Source organism: Orrella marina, assembly GCF_003058465.1.
GTDB lineage: Bacteria > Pseudomonadota > Gammaproteobacteria > Burkholderiales > Burkholderiaceae_B > Algicoccus > Algicoccus marinus.
Window position 1 is genome coordinate 735,862 of record NZ_CP028901.1, and the last position, 16,944, is coordinate 752,805.

Genomic DNA, 16,944 nt, shown 5'->3' on the forward strand with positions numbered 1-16,944 from the left:
GAATTCTACTTGTCTGTCCCTCTGGTTTAACCATGGCTGCGTTTCGGGCTTCATGGCCCGGCGCGATTGAACAGCAACGTGGCGATCAGGGTATCAGTGAATTGTTGCAGTCACACGGCCTTGATCGATGCGCCGGCCAGGCGAATGCCGAATGCCAGAAAAAGGCCTCCAACCGATGCCGAGGCGAGCGCGCTCACCCGAGGGTGGCTACGTACGAGATACGCCAGATGCGATCCTGCGAAGATTAGCGCAGACAAGTAGAGAAAGCTGCAAGCCTGAACAATCAGACCGAGCACAAAAAATGTCAGGCCGGGGTGTGCGTAGCGTGTATCGACGAACTGGACGAAAAACGACAGAAAGAAGAAAATGGCTTTCGGATTGATCAGGCTAACCAGCAGGGCACGCTGAAATGGGCGCTGCATGTGGTGAGGCAGTCCTTTCTTTTCGCGATGGCTGGCTTTCGTGTGTTCGCCCGAACCGCCCAGATCCGGGTCGCCTTGCCTGACCTGGGCACCGGTCTGACGCGGGTCTCGCCAGTGTCGCCAGGCTGCCCTCAGCAAGCCAATGCCAATGTAACCAAGGTAGGCGGCGCCGGCGTACTTCAGGATCATGAACAGAATCGGGTTTGCGTAGAGAACAGAAGCTGCTCCCATCGCCGCAAGGCTCATCAGGATGGTGTCCCCGACAAATACGCCGCACGCGGCACGGTAACCTTGCCCGACACCGCGCATGGAGGCCACCGTCAACACGAACATGGAGTTTGGACCGGGTAGCAGCACGACAAAGATAGTGCCAATTAAAAAAGTCAGCGGATCAGTAATGCCGTACATGATGGGTGTTCACTCACGGAGCGCGCAGATCAGGAACTGCCAGTGGAAGAAGCGACATAGCAAACAACGAAATGACAACCGGAACGACTTTTGTCGATTGGGGTGAATATTGTAGAGGCGAAGGTCGTTGCAGTCACGAGAATCACGTGGTGGATGCGGCCAGTTTGCATTTCGGCGTGAGGGTTGGTTCTACAGCGCACTTCGTGTGACCGGGACTGTGCAGATTATCGAGTCATTCCTGACGTTCAATGCCCAGGCTTTAAACAACGGATGGTCATGGTCCTTGACTTGAAACAGAAGATTCGAGCATGATGGGCCACATTCGATCCATGACAAGCGGGGGATAACACGTGAAAGCTGTATTCATTGATGCGAGTGAGAGTCTGGGTGACGTGACCGAGCGACTCCGTCTGAACGATGACATGCCTATCTCGGTCAATCGCAATCCAGATATCACGCCAGATGAAATCCCGGCAGTGGTCGGTGATGCCGATGTCATCTGGGTGGATCACACATCACTGCCAACAGACATCGCGAGTCAGTGTCCGAACCTTCGTCATGTGGTGTTCATGGGGACTGGAGCACGCTCCTACATGGACCCGGAAGAACTGGCCGAGGTCGGCATTCAAGTTCACATCATCAAGGGCTATGGTGACACAGCGGTGGCCGAGTGCGCGTTTGGCTTGATGTGGGACGCCGCCAAAAGCTTCACTCGCATGGACCGCGGCGTTCGGGCCGGAGGCTGGCCAAGAACAGATGGCGTTGAACTGACTGGCAAGACGCTGGGCCTGATCGGATTCGGTGGTATCGGTGCAGAGATGGCCCGGCTAGGGCGGGGTGTCGGCATGCGCGTGATTGCCTGGAACCGATCGCCTAAAACGTCCGAGGGTGTCGAGTTTTTGCCGCTGGACCAGGTGTTGGCACAAAGCCATGTTGTGTCGATCCACCTCCTGCTCAATGACGAAACCCGCGGCATGATTGATGCGGCCTGCTTTGAGAAGATGCGTGATGGCGTGTTGTTTGTGAATACCGCTCGCGGGGCAGTGGTTGATGAAGAGGCGATGATCCAGGCACTCGAGTCTGGCAAGATCGCACACGCCGGTCTGGACGTCTACGAGACCGAGCCGTTACCGGCTGAGCACCCGCTGACACGTCTGGAAAACGTCACTCTGTCGGCACATTCGGCGTTTCGCACACCGGAGGCCAGTGACAAACTGGTTCAGGCTGCGCTTGCGCACACGAGACGGGTCAGTCGCTGAGTTTCCTGGTGCGAGGTCTGCGCCATTGCAACCAGCAGACACAGGATTGGTTTGACTGACGCACGCGGACCGACACAATGTCGCTTCTGAGCATCATTCGTGTGGGTGAGATTGCATGCATCGGCGCAGCGCATAGAGCCTGGGCACGTGTGCGGTCCATGGGGGACGCGGCTGGGCAGGAGCAGTGGTAGTGTCCTGGGTGGCGACTGCGTTGCCACCCAGGTGTGATTTATTGCTTTATTAGCCCATTTGTTTCAGGTACTTTTATGGGTGGTAACAGTTCGTAACGGGTAGGGATTGACAGGCGCCAGTGGAAGTTCGCAGAGTCGTAGCTGTGTCGGGTGACGAGTTTCGGGTGACGAGTCGTGGGTGCAGGCGTGACTGCAAGCGTGACTGCAGGGAGCCATGAGCTTGGTACCTACAGTTCCTGGTCAAGATGATCTTCACATCATGCCTGGACCAGGCTGCCCGGTCCATCCGGTTCAGTCATGTCGTTTGTCAGTCTTTTGTCTTGTTTCTGAGCGATTGATCGATCGTGACTTCAGTCGTCTCACCGTTTGTTTGGAATCCTATGACAGTCCCCCGCACGCCAGAGATCGTGAAGCGATCCCTTCAATTGACCGCTAGTAGTCTGGCAGCCCTTTTGCTTGCCGGTTGCATGGTCGGCCCGGATTTCGAGAAACCAGTTGCGGATGTCAATCCTGCATGGGAAGAGCGATCCAGGGAGCGATTTGCCGAGGCTGTCGAGATGATTCGCAGCGAGCAGATCAACCCGGTGACCTGGTGGCAGTCGTTTGGTGATCCGACGCTGATCAGACTGCTTGAGCTTGCCACTTCTCAGAATCTGGACCTGCAATCTGCTGCAGTGCGGGTCTATCAGGCCCGGGCCCAGCTTGGTATCAGCGACGCCGGGCTGTTGCCCACTGTTGGTGCCGCGGGTCAAGGGACGAGTTCCGACAGCGCAACTCTCTATCAGCTGGGGGTGCAGGCGAACTGGGAGCTGGACTTCTGGGGCAAGTTTCGCCGTGGTATCGAGAGCAGTCTCGCAGGCTACAACGCAACCATTGCCTCCTATTACGCTGCCGATGTCTCGCTTGCATCGACCGTGGCAAGTACCTATATCAATCTGCGAAACACCGAGGAGTTGATCCGGGTTGCACGCCAGAACCTGGCCTTGCAGGGCGAAAGCCTGCGGATAGCCGATGCACGCTACCAGGCTGGTTCGACTTCATTGCTGGCACTGAGCCAGGCACGGGCGCGCTATCAGCAGACGCTGGCCCAGTTGCCACGCCTGAACGGTCAGAAAGAGCAATTGCAGAATGCGTTGAGCGTGTTGCTAGGCAAGCCTCCAGGGTACTTTCAGGGGCTGTTTGACAAGGAACAGAAGCGCGAGCAAATGACGACGCCCAAGGCATTGAACGTGGGGATTCCGCGTGATCTGCTGCGCCGGCGACCCGATGTGCTGGTCGCCGAGTATCAGGCGGCCTCTCAGTCTGCCCTGATCGGCGTGCAGCAAGCTCAGTTGTACCCGTCTTTCTCGTTGAACGGTATGTTCAGTTACTTGAACGCATCGGTTTCTTACCAGGGCGGATCGACGTTCAAGTTCGATGGCAGCAATCTTAGCGGCGGTGCAGCGTTTTACTTTCCGCTCTTCTATCGTGGCGCGCTGGTAGATCAGGTCAGAGTCCAGGATGCCTCGTTTCAGCAGGCTGTCCTGAATTACCAGAATGTGGTGCTGCAGGCCCAGGCCGAGGTGGAGAACGCACTGGTCCAGATCGCCACGTCGCTCAGCTCCACCGAGGACCTGGCCCGGGCGCTTGCCGCGTCCAGAGAGGCCGCCAGGCTGGCTGTCGATCTTTATGAATCAGGACAAAGTGACTACAACACGGTCATCGTGGCTCAGCAGACGTTGCTGAGTGTGCAAAGTGATTATGTGCAGTCCAAGACAGATACCTTGCTCGGTTACGTACAGGCTTTCAAGGCACTGGGCGGGGGCTGGGCTGACGACATGCGTGTGCCAGCTCTGCCCAACGAAATGATCGCCCAGATGTCGCAGCGAACCGACTGGGGCGAGGCATTGAGCCAGCCGGACACGCCGCATCTTGTTCAGACTCCCGGATTGAAACCATGACCATGTACTGGCGCTCGAGTGCTTCCCATATTGCAATTGAACCAACGGGTGAAATGATGGCTGAAAGGACGTGCGTACCACCAGATGACAAGGCAACGTGTGCCGCTGCGAAGGCAACTGGCGCTGTGGCGTGCGGCCAGTCGGTGTCTGGCCAGGGCTACGGCACTCAGGTCAGACGACAGTTCCAGCGCTGGTTCGTGGCCGGTTGCGCCATTTTGGGTGGCCTGTCTCTGGCAGCCTGCGAGAAGCAGGAAACTCCTCCAAGACCGGTCGCCCACGTGACCTGGGCCACTCCGGTGCAGCAGCAAGTGCAAGGGTATGCAACATTTGACGCCACTGCGGCGGCCATGAACACGGTGAGTCTGGAAGCCCGGGTGCCAGGTTTTTTGACGGAGATTTTGTACAAAGATGGAACGCAGGTCAGCAAGGGCGATCTGCTGTTTGTTATTGAGCAGGATCAGTACAAGGAACAGGTGGCGCTCAATCAGGCGATCTATGACGAGGCCAAGATCGAGTTCGATCGTCAGACCACCTTGCTGGCCCAGAAGGCCACGTCGCAGGCCGCTGTTGACCGGGCGCGATCAGAGTTGCAACAGGCGCAGGCCAGTCTGGCTCTTGCCAACATCAATCTTGGATACACCGAGGTGAGAGCACCGTTTGATGGTGTCGTGAGCCGTCACCTCATTGATGTCGGCAATTACCTTGGTAGCAGCCAGCAGGGCATCAAGCTTGCCGATATCCGTCAGATCAAGCCCGTCTATCTCTACTTTTCCATGAACGAAATGGAAGTGCTGAATTTTCAGCGTCGCAATCAGGGCGGCACCAAAGCGGCCGACCTGGTGGGCAAACTGCCCGTCTATGCTCAACTGCAAGGCCAGAGCGGTTATCCCTACGTCGGTGTGCTGGACTACGCGGCCAGTAACCTCGATGTGCAGACTGGTGCCCTGCAGTTGCGGGCGGTATTCGAGAATGCCGACAACGCCATTGTCCCAGGACTGTATGCCAATGTGCTGATCAATTATGGTCAGTCTCGTGATGCATTGCTCGTGCCCTATGATGCGGTCCAGCGCGACCAGCAGGGGACGTACGTGCTGCTTCTTGACGCTGACAACAAAGTCGAGCGCAAGGATGTGACGATCGGGCAGCGCTACGACTCGCTGGTCGAAGTCACCAAAGGCCTGGCTGCAACCGACAAGGTGGTCATCAACGGCTTTGTCACGCTGAGTGTGGGGCAGACGGTGGAGCCGCAGGAGGGCAAGCTTGAACCGGCGAAGTTGCCGGGGCACGGTTAATGTACCCGCGTACTGAACAAGCTGCGTGCATAGCACGGACGCACGAAATGTCCGCACGTGCTATTCACCGATTTTAAATTCGGCTGACCGCTGATCGCTGACCGGACTTCCCGCTATGTTATCCAAGACATTCATCGAACGCCCGATTCTAAGTAACGTCATCGGCATCATCATTGTGCTGATCGGGGCCGTTTCCATTTTCGGGTTGCCGGTTGCCCAGTATCCGCAGATGACACCGCCAACGATTCAGGTGACGACCAGCTGGCCGGGGGCAAACGCCAAGCTGATTCAACAGCTGGTTGGCAGCAATATCGAGAACCAGGTCAACGGAGTGGACGGGATGCTTTACATGCAGTCCTATTCCACCGATGCGGGCACCTATTCTCTGACGGTGACCTTTGATGTAGGAACCGATCCTGATATGGCGCAGGTCAACGTGCAAAACCGTGTTGCCATTGCGTTGCCGATGCTGCCGCAGGCGGTCCAGCAGCTTGGCGTCACGACCAAGACCCAGTCAACGGCCATTCTGATGTTCGTGACCGTCACCTCTCGTGACGACACCCGGGACGCCCTGTTCCTAAGCAACTTTGCCAACTTGCAGATGCAGGAACGGCTGGCGCGTATTCCCGGTGTGGCCGCAGCGAACGTTTTCGGGGTGGGCAATTACAGTATGCGAGTATGGCTCAATCCTGCGTTGATGAAAGAGCGCGGGCTGGCTCCGGACCAGGTGATGCAGGCCATCAACAAACAGAACGTGTTGCTCTCGGCGGGGCAGATTGGTGCGCCACCGGTGCCAGCCGGGCAGGCGTTTCAGTTCACGGTGAACGTGGCAAGCGCCATGGATACGCCTGAACAGTTTGGCGAGATTGTGCTCAAGGCCGACAGTGACGGCGAGATCACTCGCCTTAAAGATGTTGCCCGTATCGAGATGGGCAGCCAGAACTACAACCAGTTCTTCAACCTGAACGAGAAGCCGGCTGGTGGTATTGCCATTTTCCAGCAGCCTGATGCCAACGCGCTTGCCGTCTCTGAAGCCGTACGCGCAGAAATGGAGAACATCGCCAAAACATTCCCGGCCGACATCGAGTGGGACATTCCATTTGATACGACAGTGTTCGTCAAGGCCTCGATCGATGAGGTCTACATGACGCTGTTCGAGGCAGGCTTGCTGGTGTTGCTGGTGATCATGGTTTTCCTGCAGAACTGGCGTATCACGCTGGTGCCGGCGGTGACCATTCCAGTCACGATCATTGGTGCATTTGCCGGCATGGCCGCGCTCGGTTTTTCGATCAACCTGCTGACGCTGTTTGCTATCGTGGTCGTGATTGGTATCGTGGTGGATGACTCGATTGTTGTGGTCGAGGGTGTTGCCAAGAGGGTGGAAGCGGGCATGCGTCCCAAACGCGCGGCTATCGAAGCCATGGGTGAACTCATGGGGCCGATTATCGGGATCACCCTGGTGTTGATGGCTGTGTTTCTGCCAGCCGCCTTTATTTCCGGCATTACTGGCCAGATGTACCGGCAATTTGCACTCGTGATCGCAATCACCGCGCTGCTTTCGGGCATTTGTGCGATCAGTCTGAGTCCCGCCCAGTCCGGGGAGTTCATCAAGCCGCTCAAGAAAGGCGAGACGCCCAAGCCTAAAGGGCGATTTGCCAGGACATTTGACAGGGGATTCGAAGCGCTCGCCAGCCGCTATTCGCGCATGATGGCTTCGCTCATGAAGCACAGCAACCTGACTGCCTTGGTCGGCCTTGTGATCATTGGTGCATCCGTCTATGGACTGGCCAAAGTTCCGACCGGGTTCATTCCTAACGAAGACCAGGGTTACCTGATTACAACCGTTCAATTGCCAAGGGCTGCTTCGCTTGAACGGACGCAGCAAGCCATGGACGAGATTCGTCAGACGATACAGAAGGTGCCTGGCGTTCAGGACGTGGTATCCATTGGCGGAGTCAGTGTGCTGGACAGCAACTCGTCGTCGGCCAGTGCCGGTGCCATGTACGTGATTTTGAAGCCCTGGGAGGAGCGGGGCAAGACCAAGAACGAGGATTTGCGTTCGATTTACAGTAGTTTGTCGGCTGCCTTGTCACAGATTCAGAGTGCAAGCGCCCGGGTTGTACTCCCGCCGGCCATTCCGGGCCTGGGAGCCTCGGGTGGCTTTAGCATGCAGATCTTGCTGACTGATGGCAGCAACAGTTTCGAGAAACTCCAGGCTGCCACTAACGAATTTCTGGCGCAAGCCAATCAGCTGCCTGAAGTCATGACGGCCTTCACGACGTTTGATAACAACATTCCACAACTCGAGATCAGTTTCAATTCTGCGAGGGCGGAGACGCTTGGTGTGAACATTGGCGATGCATATGATGTGCTGAGCTCTTACCTTGGTTCGTCTTACGTCAACCAGTTCTTCAAGTTTGGACAGACCTACCAGGTCTATGTGCAGGCCGATGGCGTGTTTCGTGCTGATATGTCCCATATCCAGAGGCTGTACGTTCGCAGTCGCTCCGGTGAAATGGTTCCACTGGGTTCGTTTATCGAGATCAAGGAAACACTCGGTCCGTCCATCGTGTCGCAGTACAACCTGTTTCCCACGGCCTCGATCAACGGCGCTGCAGCACCGGGTGTGAGTTCAGGTCAGGCGCTCAGCGCGTTGAATCAGCTTGCAACAGACAGCCTGCCAGAGGGAGTCGAGTTTCAGTGGACTGGCATGTCATATCAGGAACGCCTGGTCGGGTACACCCAGATCATTGTGTTCGCGCTCTCGATCCTGCTGGTCTATCTGGTGCTGGCAGGCCAGTACGAGTCCTGGGCAGCACCGCTGGCTGTGTTGAGTGCCGTGCCCCTGGCACTGTCTGGCATTGTGATTGCGCTGACACTCACGGGTCTGGATAACAACATCTACGTGCAGATCGGTCTTGTCCTGATGATTGCGCTCTCAGCGAAGAACGCCATCCTGATTGTCGAGGTGGCACTGGAGGCAAGAAGGGCCGGCATGAACCTGGTCGACTCTGCTCTGCATGCTTCTCACGAGCGGTTCAGACCGATCGTCATGACCTCGATTGCCTTCATTCTGGGGGTGGTCCCACTGCTGACTGCTTCGGGTGCAGGTGCGGCTTCACGCTTCTCGATCGGTTTGACAGTGTTTAGCGGCATGATTGCGTCCACGACACTGGCGGTGGCGATTGTGCCGGTTTTCTACGTCAAGATCATGACCTGGCTCGGAGGTAATCCGAACAAGGATGAAGAGGATGACGAGGATGATGGCGATCTTGTAGAGTTGCAGGAAGCGAAGGCGCTAGACAAGTCGTGATTGCGGATCCCTTTCCTTCATCTCCGTGGTCAGACGCCAGGGATGCAGGTTAAGGGTAGAGGAATGATTGGTTTGTCGTCGCCGTTTACGGATCGTAGATTGCAAGTATGCCCTGTCCTTGGGTTAAAGCCTTCGGGCTACTGGACCGGGTCAGTTTTGTCTGGATGTTGCGTGACTGTGCGTGTCACTTAGTGCGTGTCATTTAGCGCTTGTCCGTGGTGGCTATCCTGCTCCAGGTGGATCCAGTCAACGATGTCTGCGCACGGGGAATATCCGGACACCAGTTTCTGGAGCATGAGTTTGACCTTGCCAATCTCGTTGTTATTCGAGGCGACCAAGAGCTCTGCGAGCAAAGGCTTCAGTTCTGACCACTCCAGATAGTCCTCCTGTGCACGCATGATTCGCGGGTGGCTGGTACCTTTTGGATTGTGTCCGATCAGGAGTTCCTCGTAGAGTTTCTCTCCCGGTCGCAAACCGGTGACCTCAATCTCGATGTCGCCATCAGGGTTGCTCTCATCGCGTACCGTCAATCCTGACAGTTCGATCATCCTGCGGGCGAGATCAATGATTTTGACGGGTTCACCCATGTCGAGCACAAATACGTCTCCCCCCTGGGCCATGGCTCCTGCCTGAATCACCAGTTGTGCGGCTTCAGGAATCGTCATGAAGTAGCGCGTCATTTCGCCATGCGTCACAGTCACAGGGCCGCCATCGCGGATCTGCTGCCGGAATTTGGGCACAACAGAACCAGAAGAACCCAGGACGTTGCCAAATCGCACCATGGTAAAGCGTGTCTTGCTGGTATCGGGGCTGGATTCGGCCAGTGCCTGCAGCACCATCTCCGCCAGACGCTTGCTCGCACCCATGATGTTGGTGGGTCGCACAGCTTTGTCTGTACTCACCAGCACAAAATCTGACACGCTGTATTGCATTGCAAGTTCGGCCACAGTGAGCGTGCCACAGGTATTGTTCTTGATACCTTCAGCTGGATTGTGCTCGACCAGTGGAACGTGCTTGTAAGCAGCGGCGTGGTAGATTGTTTGCGGCATCCAGGTGGACAGCAACACGCGCATCCTGCCCGTGTCCTGTACATTTCCGATTAACGGAATGAGTGGGGAACTCTTCTGATCCTCAGTGCCATCTTCAAGGCTCGCCAGGTTCTGTGGTTCAGAGAGCCAGGTGGATTCAAGCTCTGAGTGGATGGCGTACAGTGCAAATTCGCTCGCCTCGACCAGCAGCAGTCGCCTGGGTGAGTGTTTCATGATCTGCCGGCATATCTCGCTACCGATCGATCCGCCTGCGCCAGTCACCATTACTGTCTTGCCCTGGATATTGCGTGCCAGCAGGAGCGGATTGGGCGAGACTGACTCTCGACCGAGCAGATCATCAATGTCCAGTTCGAGCAAATCTGCCAGCGAGACCTTTCCCTGCGCCAGTGCACTCATGCTCGGTAGCGAGTGAACCGCGACGCGAGCTTGCTGGATCTTGCTGATGATGGCATTGCGACGGGAGCGGTTGATGGAGGGAAGTGCCAGCAGAACACTTTGAACCCCTTTGGTCTCCACGAGCAGCGGCAAATCCTGCGGATCGTAGATCGGTAAACCGTTGAGAACCTGGCGCTGCAGGTGGGGGTCGTCGTCAAGATAACCGATGATCTGCATCTCGGCACTGTTGTGCATGGCCGCTGCCAGTTGTCGGCCGGCGTAGCCTGCCCCGTATATGAGAACACCAGGTCGTTTGGACTGTCGCAGGATTGCCCGGTAGGCACCGCCAAGCCAGAAAGCGGCGAGGGCGCGTGATGCACCAATGGCCAGCAACAGCAAGATGGGTTGCATCACACCGACTGTTCGCGGAATGCCGGTGAAGCCGATGACCGTGATGGCCGTGAAATATAGCAAACCGTATACCGCCATGGCGCGCACGATAGTGTGGGCAGCAGTCAGTTCGGAGTGCCGGAAAATGACACGGTAGAAGCCGTATCGGACAAATATCGGGAGCGCAAGAATGATCGAAATCAGCGCAGCGATATCTGCCTCCCAGAACTGATCGCTTACGATCGGGACCCAGTAGTCCAGACGCAGAAAAAACGCCAGCCAGACCGTCAGTACGCACAGGCAGACATCAACAAGCAGGGCGATGGATCGTTTGGCGAATCGCGGCATGGCCAGAACGGGATCTGCCAGCATCTTGAAATACTGAAACCTCAAAAAATCTCTCCCGCTTTAGTGAGAAACACCCTTGCCACCAAGTGCCTGGACGAAGGTCAGCCAGAGAATCCGGATATCGAACAGGACTGACCTGTGCGTCAGATACTCGGCATCAAAAGCAACCTTGGCAGGCAGATCGAGTTCGTCGCGACCATTGATCTGCGCCCAGCCTGTTAGTCCAGGCAAGAGTAAGTGCACGTTCTTCTCGGTACGCATCTCGATGAGATCGTACTGGTTGTAGAGCGCTGGACGAGGCCCCACAAAGCTCATGTCACCCTTGAGAATGTTCCATAACTGGGGAAGTTCGTCCAGACTGGTGCGACGTATGAACGCACCGACCCGTGTCACGTAGGCATCAGGCCGGGTTAGCAGATGGGTTGCGACCACAGGGGTGTCAGTGCGCATGCTTCGAAACTTCGGCATCCGGAAGATCCGGTTGCTGGCGCCGATCCGGTCGCTCCAGTAGAGCGCAGGTCCTGGCGATGTCAGCCGCACAAGCAGGGCGATGATGCACATCGGAAGAATGAGAATGGAGCCTGCCATCAGGGCGAGGATGATATCCATGACCCGTTTGCTGGTCGTTATCGGCTTGATGCTGTGCGGTGAAGTGTCAGTCGAAGTCACGATTTCTCTGGGGTTGGCACTGAAATGCACGCTGGCAAGGGAACATGTCTCGAACCAGCAAGCCGATTCCGAAGGACAAGGACGGCTCAAGTGTCCGACTGGCGTAGTGTAGCGCCGTACCGTTGCGGTATGAACCAGGAGTTAACACTTCTCGGCCACCAGCGAAGACGACAGGCCTGACAGGCTTGAGGCCTGGATATCTCGCCTGGGGCCTGGTCAGGTTCTGTTCAGGCCATGGCGCTACAAGATGTTCGGTCAAACAGATCACAAATGCAATTTTAAGATATATTTAATAAGGACAGATATTAGAGGGGCGCTGAGAATAGTTCGCAGGCCAATCATGGTCATGGTTAATACGCGTGAGCGCTGATGCCCGGCATTGACCAGATGAGGGTCGGTGGATCGGGAGCGTGGGGCGGGAGCGCGGGGCGGGTGAGTGACTCGTGTGGACGGACTTGTCAGAGTGCTGCAGACAATCACATGTGTCGCCAAAGCCAGCACCAGATCCGGATCACACCGGTTTGCGCCAGTGTCGTTCTGGTTCTGACCTTGCGGTGGCTACGTTGTGTGAGTATTTATGAGGGTTTGTTGTATGTCTGACTGCTCGATTCGCAGTTTTTTGAGATGATGTCTGGTATTCACCGGTCGCATGTGTAACTCAGGAAAAACCTCGAGTGAGTGCTATAGAAAAGTAGGTTACAGTAGCGCAGGCGAGACCAGCTGCGACCTCCTGATACGGGCAAAGAGCAGGGATTGTCTTTGGTCAATTCCAGTGGTTCGAATGAGAGCAGACTGTCAGTCATCTGCCACGTTCTGTCGGGCGTAATTCGGTTTTTTGTGAACGGATTGCCGGTTGCCAGCGTGCGACAGAATTTTGCAGGAATCTCAGGATCAGGGCGTGCACAGCGTTATATTTTTTGAACTCTTTCTTTCAGGCGGTTGTTGAGGTGGATTCCGGCACATTCCGAGTCTTGGTGATATGCACGGCGAATATTTGCAGGAGTCCCGCAGCACAGGTTTTGCTACAGAAAGAGTTGCAAGATTACAACGTGCTGGTGGAGTCTGCGGGCACGCGAGCCGTAGAAGGAAACCCGGCCGATTCGTCCATGATCGAGTTGATGCTTGAACGGGGGTATGACGAGATTCTGCAGCATCGCTCTCGCGCGTTGTTGCCTTCCCACACGAATCGTTATCAGCTGTTACTGTGCATGGAGAGGGACCATCTTGCGTCAGTTCAATCTTTGAACCCGGCGGTCCTGGGAAGAGCCAGGCTCTTCGGACAGTGGGATGGGCAGTCCGAGGTCGACGATCCGGTCGGACGTTCGATAGCAACATATGAAAAATCTGTGGATCGCATGACGGTCCTGGCAGGTCAGTGGGCCAAAAAGATGATTGAAATGGGTTTTGTTACATGAGCATGCATGAGGATTGCAAAGAAGTGCCCGCGAGTCTGTCATGCAGCGGCAGGAATAATGATTGTGAGACGGCGTTCAACAAATGCCGCAACCAGAACAGCAGCCGCCAGAACTGCAGGCATCTACTGACACCCATTAAAGGACTCTTTCTGGCTGCAACAGCCGGGTTGCTTGTTTCCGGTTGCGCAGTCGTGCCGGGCATGTTTGCTTCGTATGAGCGGCAACCCGAAGTGCTGCAGACCGAGCAAGAGCCTGCTCAGATGGACTACACGCTGCTTCAGGTCACCCCGTTGCTGGTGCGTCGTCTGGTCGAGCAGGCCGATGCGGACTCTGTTGCAATTCAAGGGACGCTTCCCGAACCCAAGGTCGCGAGTTATCCCTATCGTCTGGGCCCTCAGGACACCTTGCGCATTTTTGTCTGGGGACATCCGGATCTGACACCGGCCACGAGTAGCGTATCGGCCAACAACATCGCGAGCACTCCGGCCGGCCGTACGATTGACTCCAGCGGCAACATCTATTTCCCAATGGTTGGCAACATTCGTGCTGCTGGCTTGACTGTGAGCGAGTTCCGCGACCGACTGTCCCGCGCACTGAGTCAGTACATCGCCGATCCGCAGGTTGAGGTTGACGTGGCAGGCTTCAGAAGCCAGCGAGTATTTCTCGCAGGTGAAGTCAAGTCGCCTGGCGCACTGGAGATCACCGATCAGCCGCTGCGGATCACTGACGCCATTGCACAAGCAGGTGGCGCAACCAATAATGCGGACCTGTACGATGTCAAGCTTACGCGTGGGGATGAGTCAGTCCGTTTGAATCTTGACGGGCTTTACTACGACGGCGACATGGATGTGAACGTGCTGCTTCACGCAGGCGACGTACTGTCAGTTCCTGACCGCCTGCAACGCAAGATCTTCATGCTCGGTGAGGTCGGCAACTCGGTTGGAGCCAATCAGGCCAGGTCTTATGTCATGCGCCGCGGCAGGATGTCACTCACTGAGGTGCTTGCTGACGCTGGCGGCGTGAGTCCTTTCAGTGCGGCAGCCTCGGAAATCTATGTGCTCAGGGCTGACCCGGATGCCAGCTCCCCGACTGAAGGGGCCCGCAAGCCAGTCGTGTTCAAACTGAGTTCGAGAGAGCCGCAGATGCTGGTACTCGCGGACCAGTTCCCGATTCTTCCGCGCGACGTGATCTTCGTGAACCCGACCGGACCGACGGTTATTGGTCGATTCATCGGTCAGTTCTTCCCGATCCTGAGTGCCACGAACACTGCGAACAACATCAGCCCGTTCTGACGGTCTGAACCGGATAATTTAGCGATATGAGTGCATCGAATACTTCGTCGAGTTCTGGGTCTTCCAACGCGCCGGTGAGTTACCCGCAGGGTCATCCCAACGGAGGGGCTGTGATTCAGGATGATGACACCATCTCCCTGGTGGACCTGCTCGACAATTTTCTGTATTACAAGTGGTACTTCATCATCGTCACGCTGATCGCGGGGGCGCTGTCACTTGGCTATGCGATTATCGCGACACCGATTTACACAGCTGATGCACTGATACAGATCGAGGAGAAAAAGGGTTCATCGCTCTTTAGCGGTCTTGGCGATGGGGCGACATCGCTATTTGCGCCAACTTCTCCAATTGTGGGCGAAATTGAAATCATTCGTTCGCGATCGGTAATTGGTCAGGCGGTTGAATCTCTCAACGCAAACGTGGATGTCAGTGTTCAGAATCGTATCCCTGTCATCGGTGAATGGCTGTCGCGCGTTCTGGATAAGGACGAGAATGGTCTTGTCATCCCGATGACGGACGCTTTGCAGTTCGCCTGGGGCGGAGAAAAACTTCAGGTCAACAATATCCGGGTTCCTGATCATTTGTACGGGAAAGCTTTGCTTCTGGAGATAGGAGAGGGTAGATCATGGGCGCTCAGCGTTGAGGAGACCGGTGAGTTACTTTTGAAGGGACAGGGCAGCGGCCAGCAACTGTCCGCTCTAAACGGTCAATTTCAGATTGAGCTCGGCCCGTTCCAGGCTCGCCCAGGCACGGTGTTCAGAGTTGTCGTGCTGTCCTTGCAGAATGAGATTCGCAGAGCGACAGGGGGATTGAGTGTGGCCGAGTCAGGTCGTCAGTCAAGCTTGATTCGAATGACATATGAAAGTCCGGATCCGCAGTATGCCGCATTGATGCTCAACACGATCGCAGATGCATATCTGCGGCAGAATCTGGAGCGTCGCTCGGCTGAAGCAGAAAAAACACTGCAGTTCCTTAAAGGAGAGCTCCCGCGTCTGCGAGAGCAGCTTGACTTGTCTGAACAGGCACTCAATGAATTTCGCACCAGGACACGCACTGTCGACATGACGTTTGAGTTGCAGGAGCTTTTGACGCGGTCTGCCGACATCGAAACGCAGCAGATGCAGGCGGACCTCAAGCGCAGGGAGTTGGCGATTCGCTATGATCCGAGTCACCCGGTCATGAGGGCCCTGGATTCGCAGATTACTGGTCTGAACAGCGATGCAGAGGAAATCTCCAGCCGCATCAGCAAGTTGCCGGCGGTGCAGCAGGATTACATTCGCCTGGCGAGAAACGTCGAGGTCAGCAATGAGCTATATCTTGGGTTACTGAACACGACGCAGCAGTTTGAAATTGCCAGAGCCGGCACGGTGGGTAACGTCGCCATTATTGACCGGGCGGTTGTGCCCCAATCGCCAACCAAGCCTAGCAAGTCGATGATCGTTGCGGTCGGGACGATGGCGGGTATGTTTCTCGGGTTTCTGCTCACCCAGGTCGTTGCATTCATGACCAAGGTCGTGCGGGATCCCAAGAAGCTCGAGCTCGAAACCGGCATTTCGACACTCTCCATCATGCCGCTCGATGGTGAGCAGATGAAGCAGGTCCTGGAGAACGACAACAGACCTTTCATGCTGGCACATGAGCAGCCGGACGGGGCAGGGGCTGAAGCGCTGCGCAGCTTGCGAACGGCACTCATTTTTGCCCTGTCCGAGAAGCCGCGTTCGAAAGTGGTCCTGATTACCTCCGCCGTTCCATCGCAAGGCAAGAGCTTTATCAGCGCCAACCTGGCTTACCTGCTTTGTGCCACGGGCAAGAAGGTGTTGCTGATCGACGCCGATATTCGCAAGTCATCCATGCGGCGATACTTGAACTTCGATCCGAAGGCACCCGGTCTGACCGATTTGCTCAAGTCGTCGCGAGCGGGAGAACCCGCGTCGGTTGATGACGTTGTGATGCCTGACCTGCTTGAGAGTCTGGATTTCCTGCCAACAGGTTCTCGCGTTCGTAACCCCGGTGATCTGCTTGCGGGCGAGCCGATTCTGGAATTGATTAATCGAATGGCCGAGCGATACGATTATGTGCTGATTGATTCGCCACCTCTGCTTCCCGTGCATGACGCCCGCTCACTCGGGAAAGTGGCTGATATCTCGCTGTTTGTGGCCCGCCAGGATGCTGTCAGTCTGTCTGAGGTACAAGACGCGATTGATGTTTTCAGTAAGGTCGGCAATCGTTTTGATGGTCTTGTATTCAACGGGTTTGTGCCGTCACGTATCCGCTACGGATACGGCTATGGCTACGGTTATCGAAAATATGCGGGCCGTTATGGCAAGTATGCGACATATGGGCGCTATGGTCGTTATTATGATTCCGCTGATGATTCGAAGGATGGTCGATAGGCCATTATTGAGCCATTGTCCGCGAAGTCGTTGATACGCGTTGATACATTTTGATCTTTGTCGAGGGAATCCACTGCAGCTTCGTTGCGGTGTTTTCCTCGCCTTGTTTTTGCGCGTCTGATGTCGTGTTTTTGATAATGCCACTGGCAGGTGTATTTCTATCCCGAAGTGGTTGCGCTCCTGCTGCA

Annotated in this window: 11 protein-coding genes; 8 read left to right on the plus strand and 3 right to left on the minus strand. The window is 55.9% G+C overall.

The window, feature by feature from the left end:
• Nucleotides 1-110: 110 nt before the first annotated feature.
• Nucleotides 111-830, minus strand: a complete 720-nt coding sequence (gene leuE / locus DBV39_RS03265) for a leucine efflux protein LeuE (RefSeq protein WP_108620338.1) — start codon at nucleotides 828-830, stop codon at nucleotides 111-113.
• Between the two features lie 350 nt (nucleotides 831-1,180).
• On the opposite strand from leuE, the gene DBV39_RS03270 reads away from it, so the two are divergent.
• From DBV39_RS03270 to DBV39_RS03285, 4 genes are all read left to right on the plus strand, one after another.
• Nucleotides 1,181-2,089 (plus strand): NAD(P)-dependent oxidoreductase, encoded by a 909-nt coding sequence (locus tag DBV39_RS03270; protein ID WP_108620339.1) that lies wholly within the window; start codon nucleotides 1,181-1,183, stop codon nucleotides 2,087-2,089.
• Between the two features lie 571 nt (nucleotides 2,090-2,660).
• Nucleotides 2,661-4,220 (plus strand): efflux transporter outer membrane subunit, encoded by a 1,560-nt coding sequence (locus tag DBV39_RS03275; RefSeq protein ID WP_108620340.1) that lies wholly within the window; start codon nucleotides 2,661-2,663, stop codon nucleotides 4,218-4,220.
• On the plus strand, nucleotides 4,217-5,512 hold the full coding sequence (locus DBV39_RS03280; protein WP_108620341.1) for an efflux RND transporter periplasmic adaptor subunit: 1,296 nt from the start codon (nucleotides 4,217-4,219) through the stop codon (nucleotides 5,510-5,512). Before DBV39_RS03275 ends, DBV39_RS03280 begins: the two co-directional genes overlap by 4 nt.
• A gap of 115 nt (nucleotides 5,513-5,627) precedes the next feature.
• Complete coding sequence (locus DBV39_RS03285) at nucleotides 5,628-8,825, plus strand: efflux RND transporter permease subunit (RefSeq protein ID WP_108620342.1); 3,198 nt, start codon at nucleotides 5,628-5,630, stop codon at nucleotides 8,823-8,825.
• A 188-nt stretch (nucleotides 8,826-9,013) separates the two neighbouring features.
• Here the strand turns inward: DBV39_RS03285 and DBV39_RS03290 are convergent, their stop codons facing one another.
• Nucleotides 9,014-11,032: a polysaccharide biosynthesis protein gene (locus DBV39_RS03290; protein ID WP_322348736.1), complete on the minus strand. Its 2,019-nt coding sequence runs from the start codon at nucleotides 11,030-11,032 to the stop codon at nucleotides 9,014-9,016.
• Nucleotides 11,033-11,047: 15 nt separating this feature from the next.
• A complete protein-coding gene (locus DBV39_RS03295) occupies nucleotides 11,048-11,596 on the minus strand; it encodes a sugar transferase (protein WP_108620343.1) in 549 nt (182 codons plus the stop codon).
• Between DBV39_RS03295 and DBV39_RS19390 the strand changes: the two genes are divergently transcribed.
• The 4 genes from DBV39_RS19390 (at nucleotide 11,595) to DBV39_RS03310 (ending at nucleotide 16,756) form a co-directional block, all read left to right on the plus strand.
• Nucleotides 11,595-11,768, plus strand: a complete 174-nt coding sequence (locus tag DBV39_RS19390; RefSeq protein WP_159078768.1) for a hypothetical protein — start codon at nucleotides 11,595-11,597, stop codon at nucleotides 11,766-11,768. The two genes, DBV39_RS03295 and DBV39_RS19390, sit on opposite strands and share 2 nt — an antisense overlap.
• An 862-nt stretch (nucleotides 11,769-12,630) precedes the next feature.
• Entirely contained in the window at nucleotides 12,631-13,071 is a 441-nt protein-coding gene (locus DBV39_RS03300) for an arsenate reductase/protein-tyrosine-phosphatase family protein (protein ID WP_159078769.1), read from the plus strand.
• Nucleotides 13,068-14,363 (plus strand): polysaccharide biosynthesis/export family protein, encoded by a 1,296-nt coding sequence (locus tag DBV39_RS03305; RefSeq protein ID WP_108620345.1) that lies wholly within the window; start codon nucleotides 13,068-13,070, stop codon nucleotides 14,361-14,363. The genes DBV39_RS03300 and DBV39_RS03305 overlap by 4 nt, the downstream gene beginning before the upstream one ends.
• Nucleotides 14,364-14,389: 26 nt before the next feature.
• Nucleotides 14,390-16,756 (plus strand): polysaccharide biosynthesis tyrosine autokinase, encoded by a 2,367-nt coding sequence (locus DBV39_RS03310; RefSeq protein ID WP_108620346.1) that lies wholly within the window; start codon nucleotides 14,390-14,392, stop codon nucleotides 16,754-16,756.
• Nucleotides 16,757-16,944: the final 188 nt, after the last annotated feature.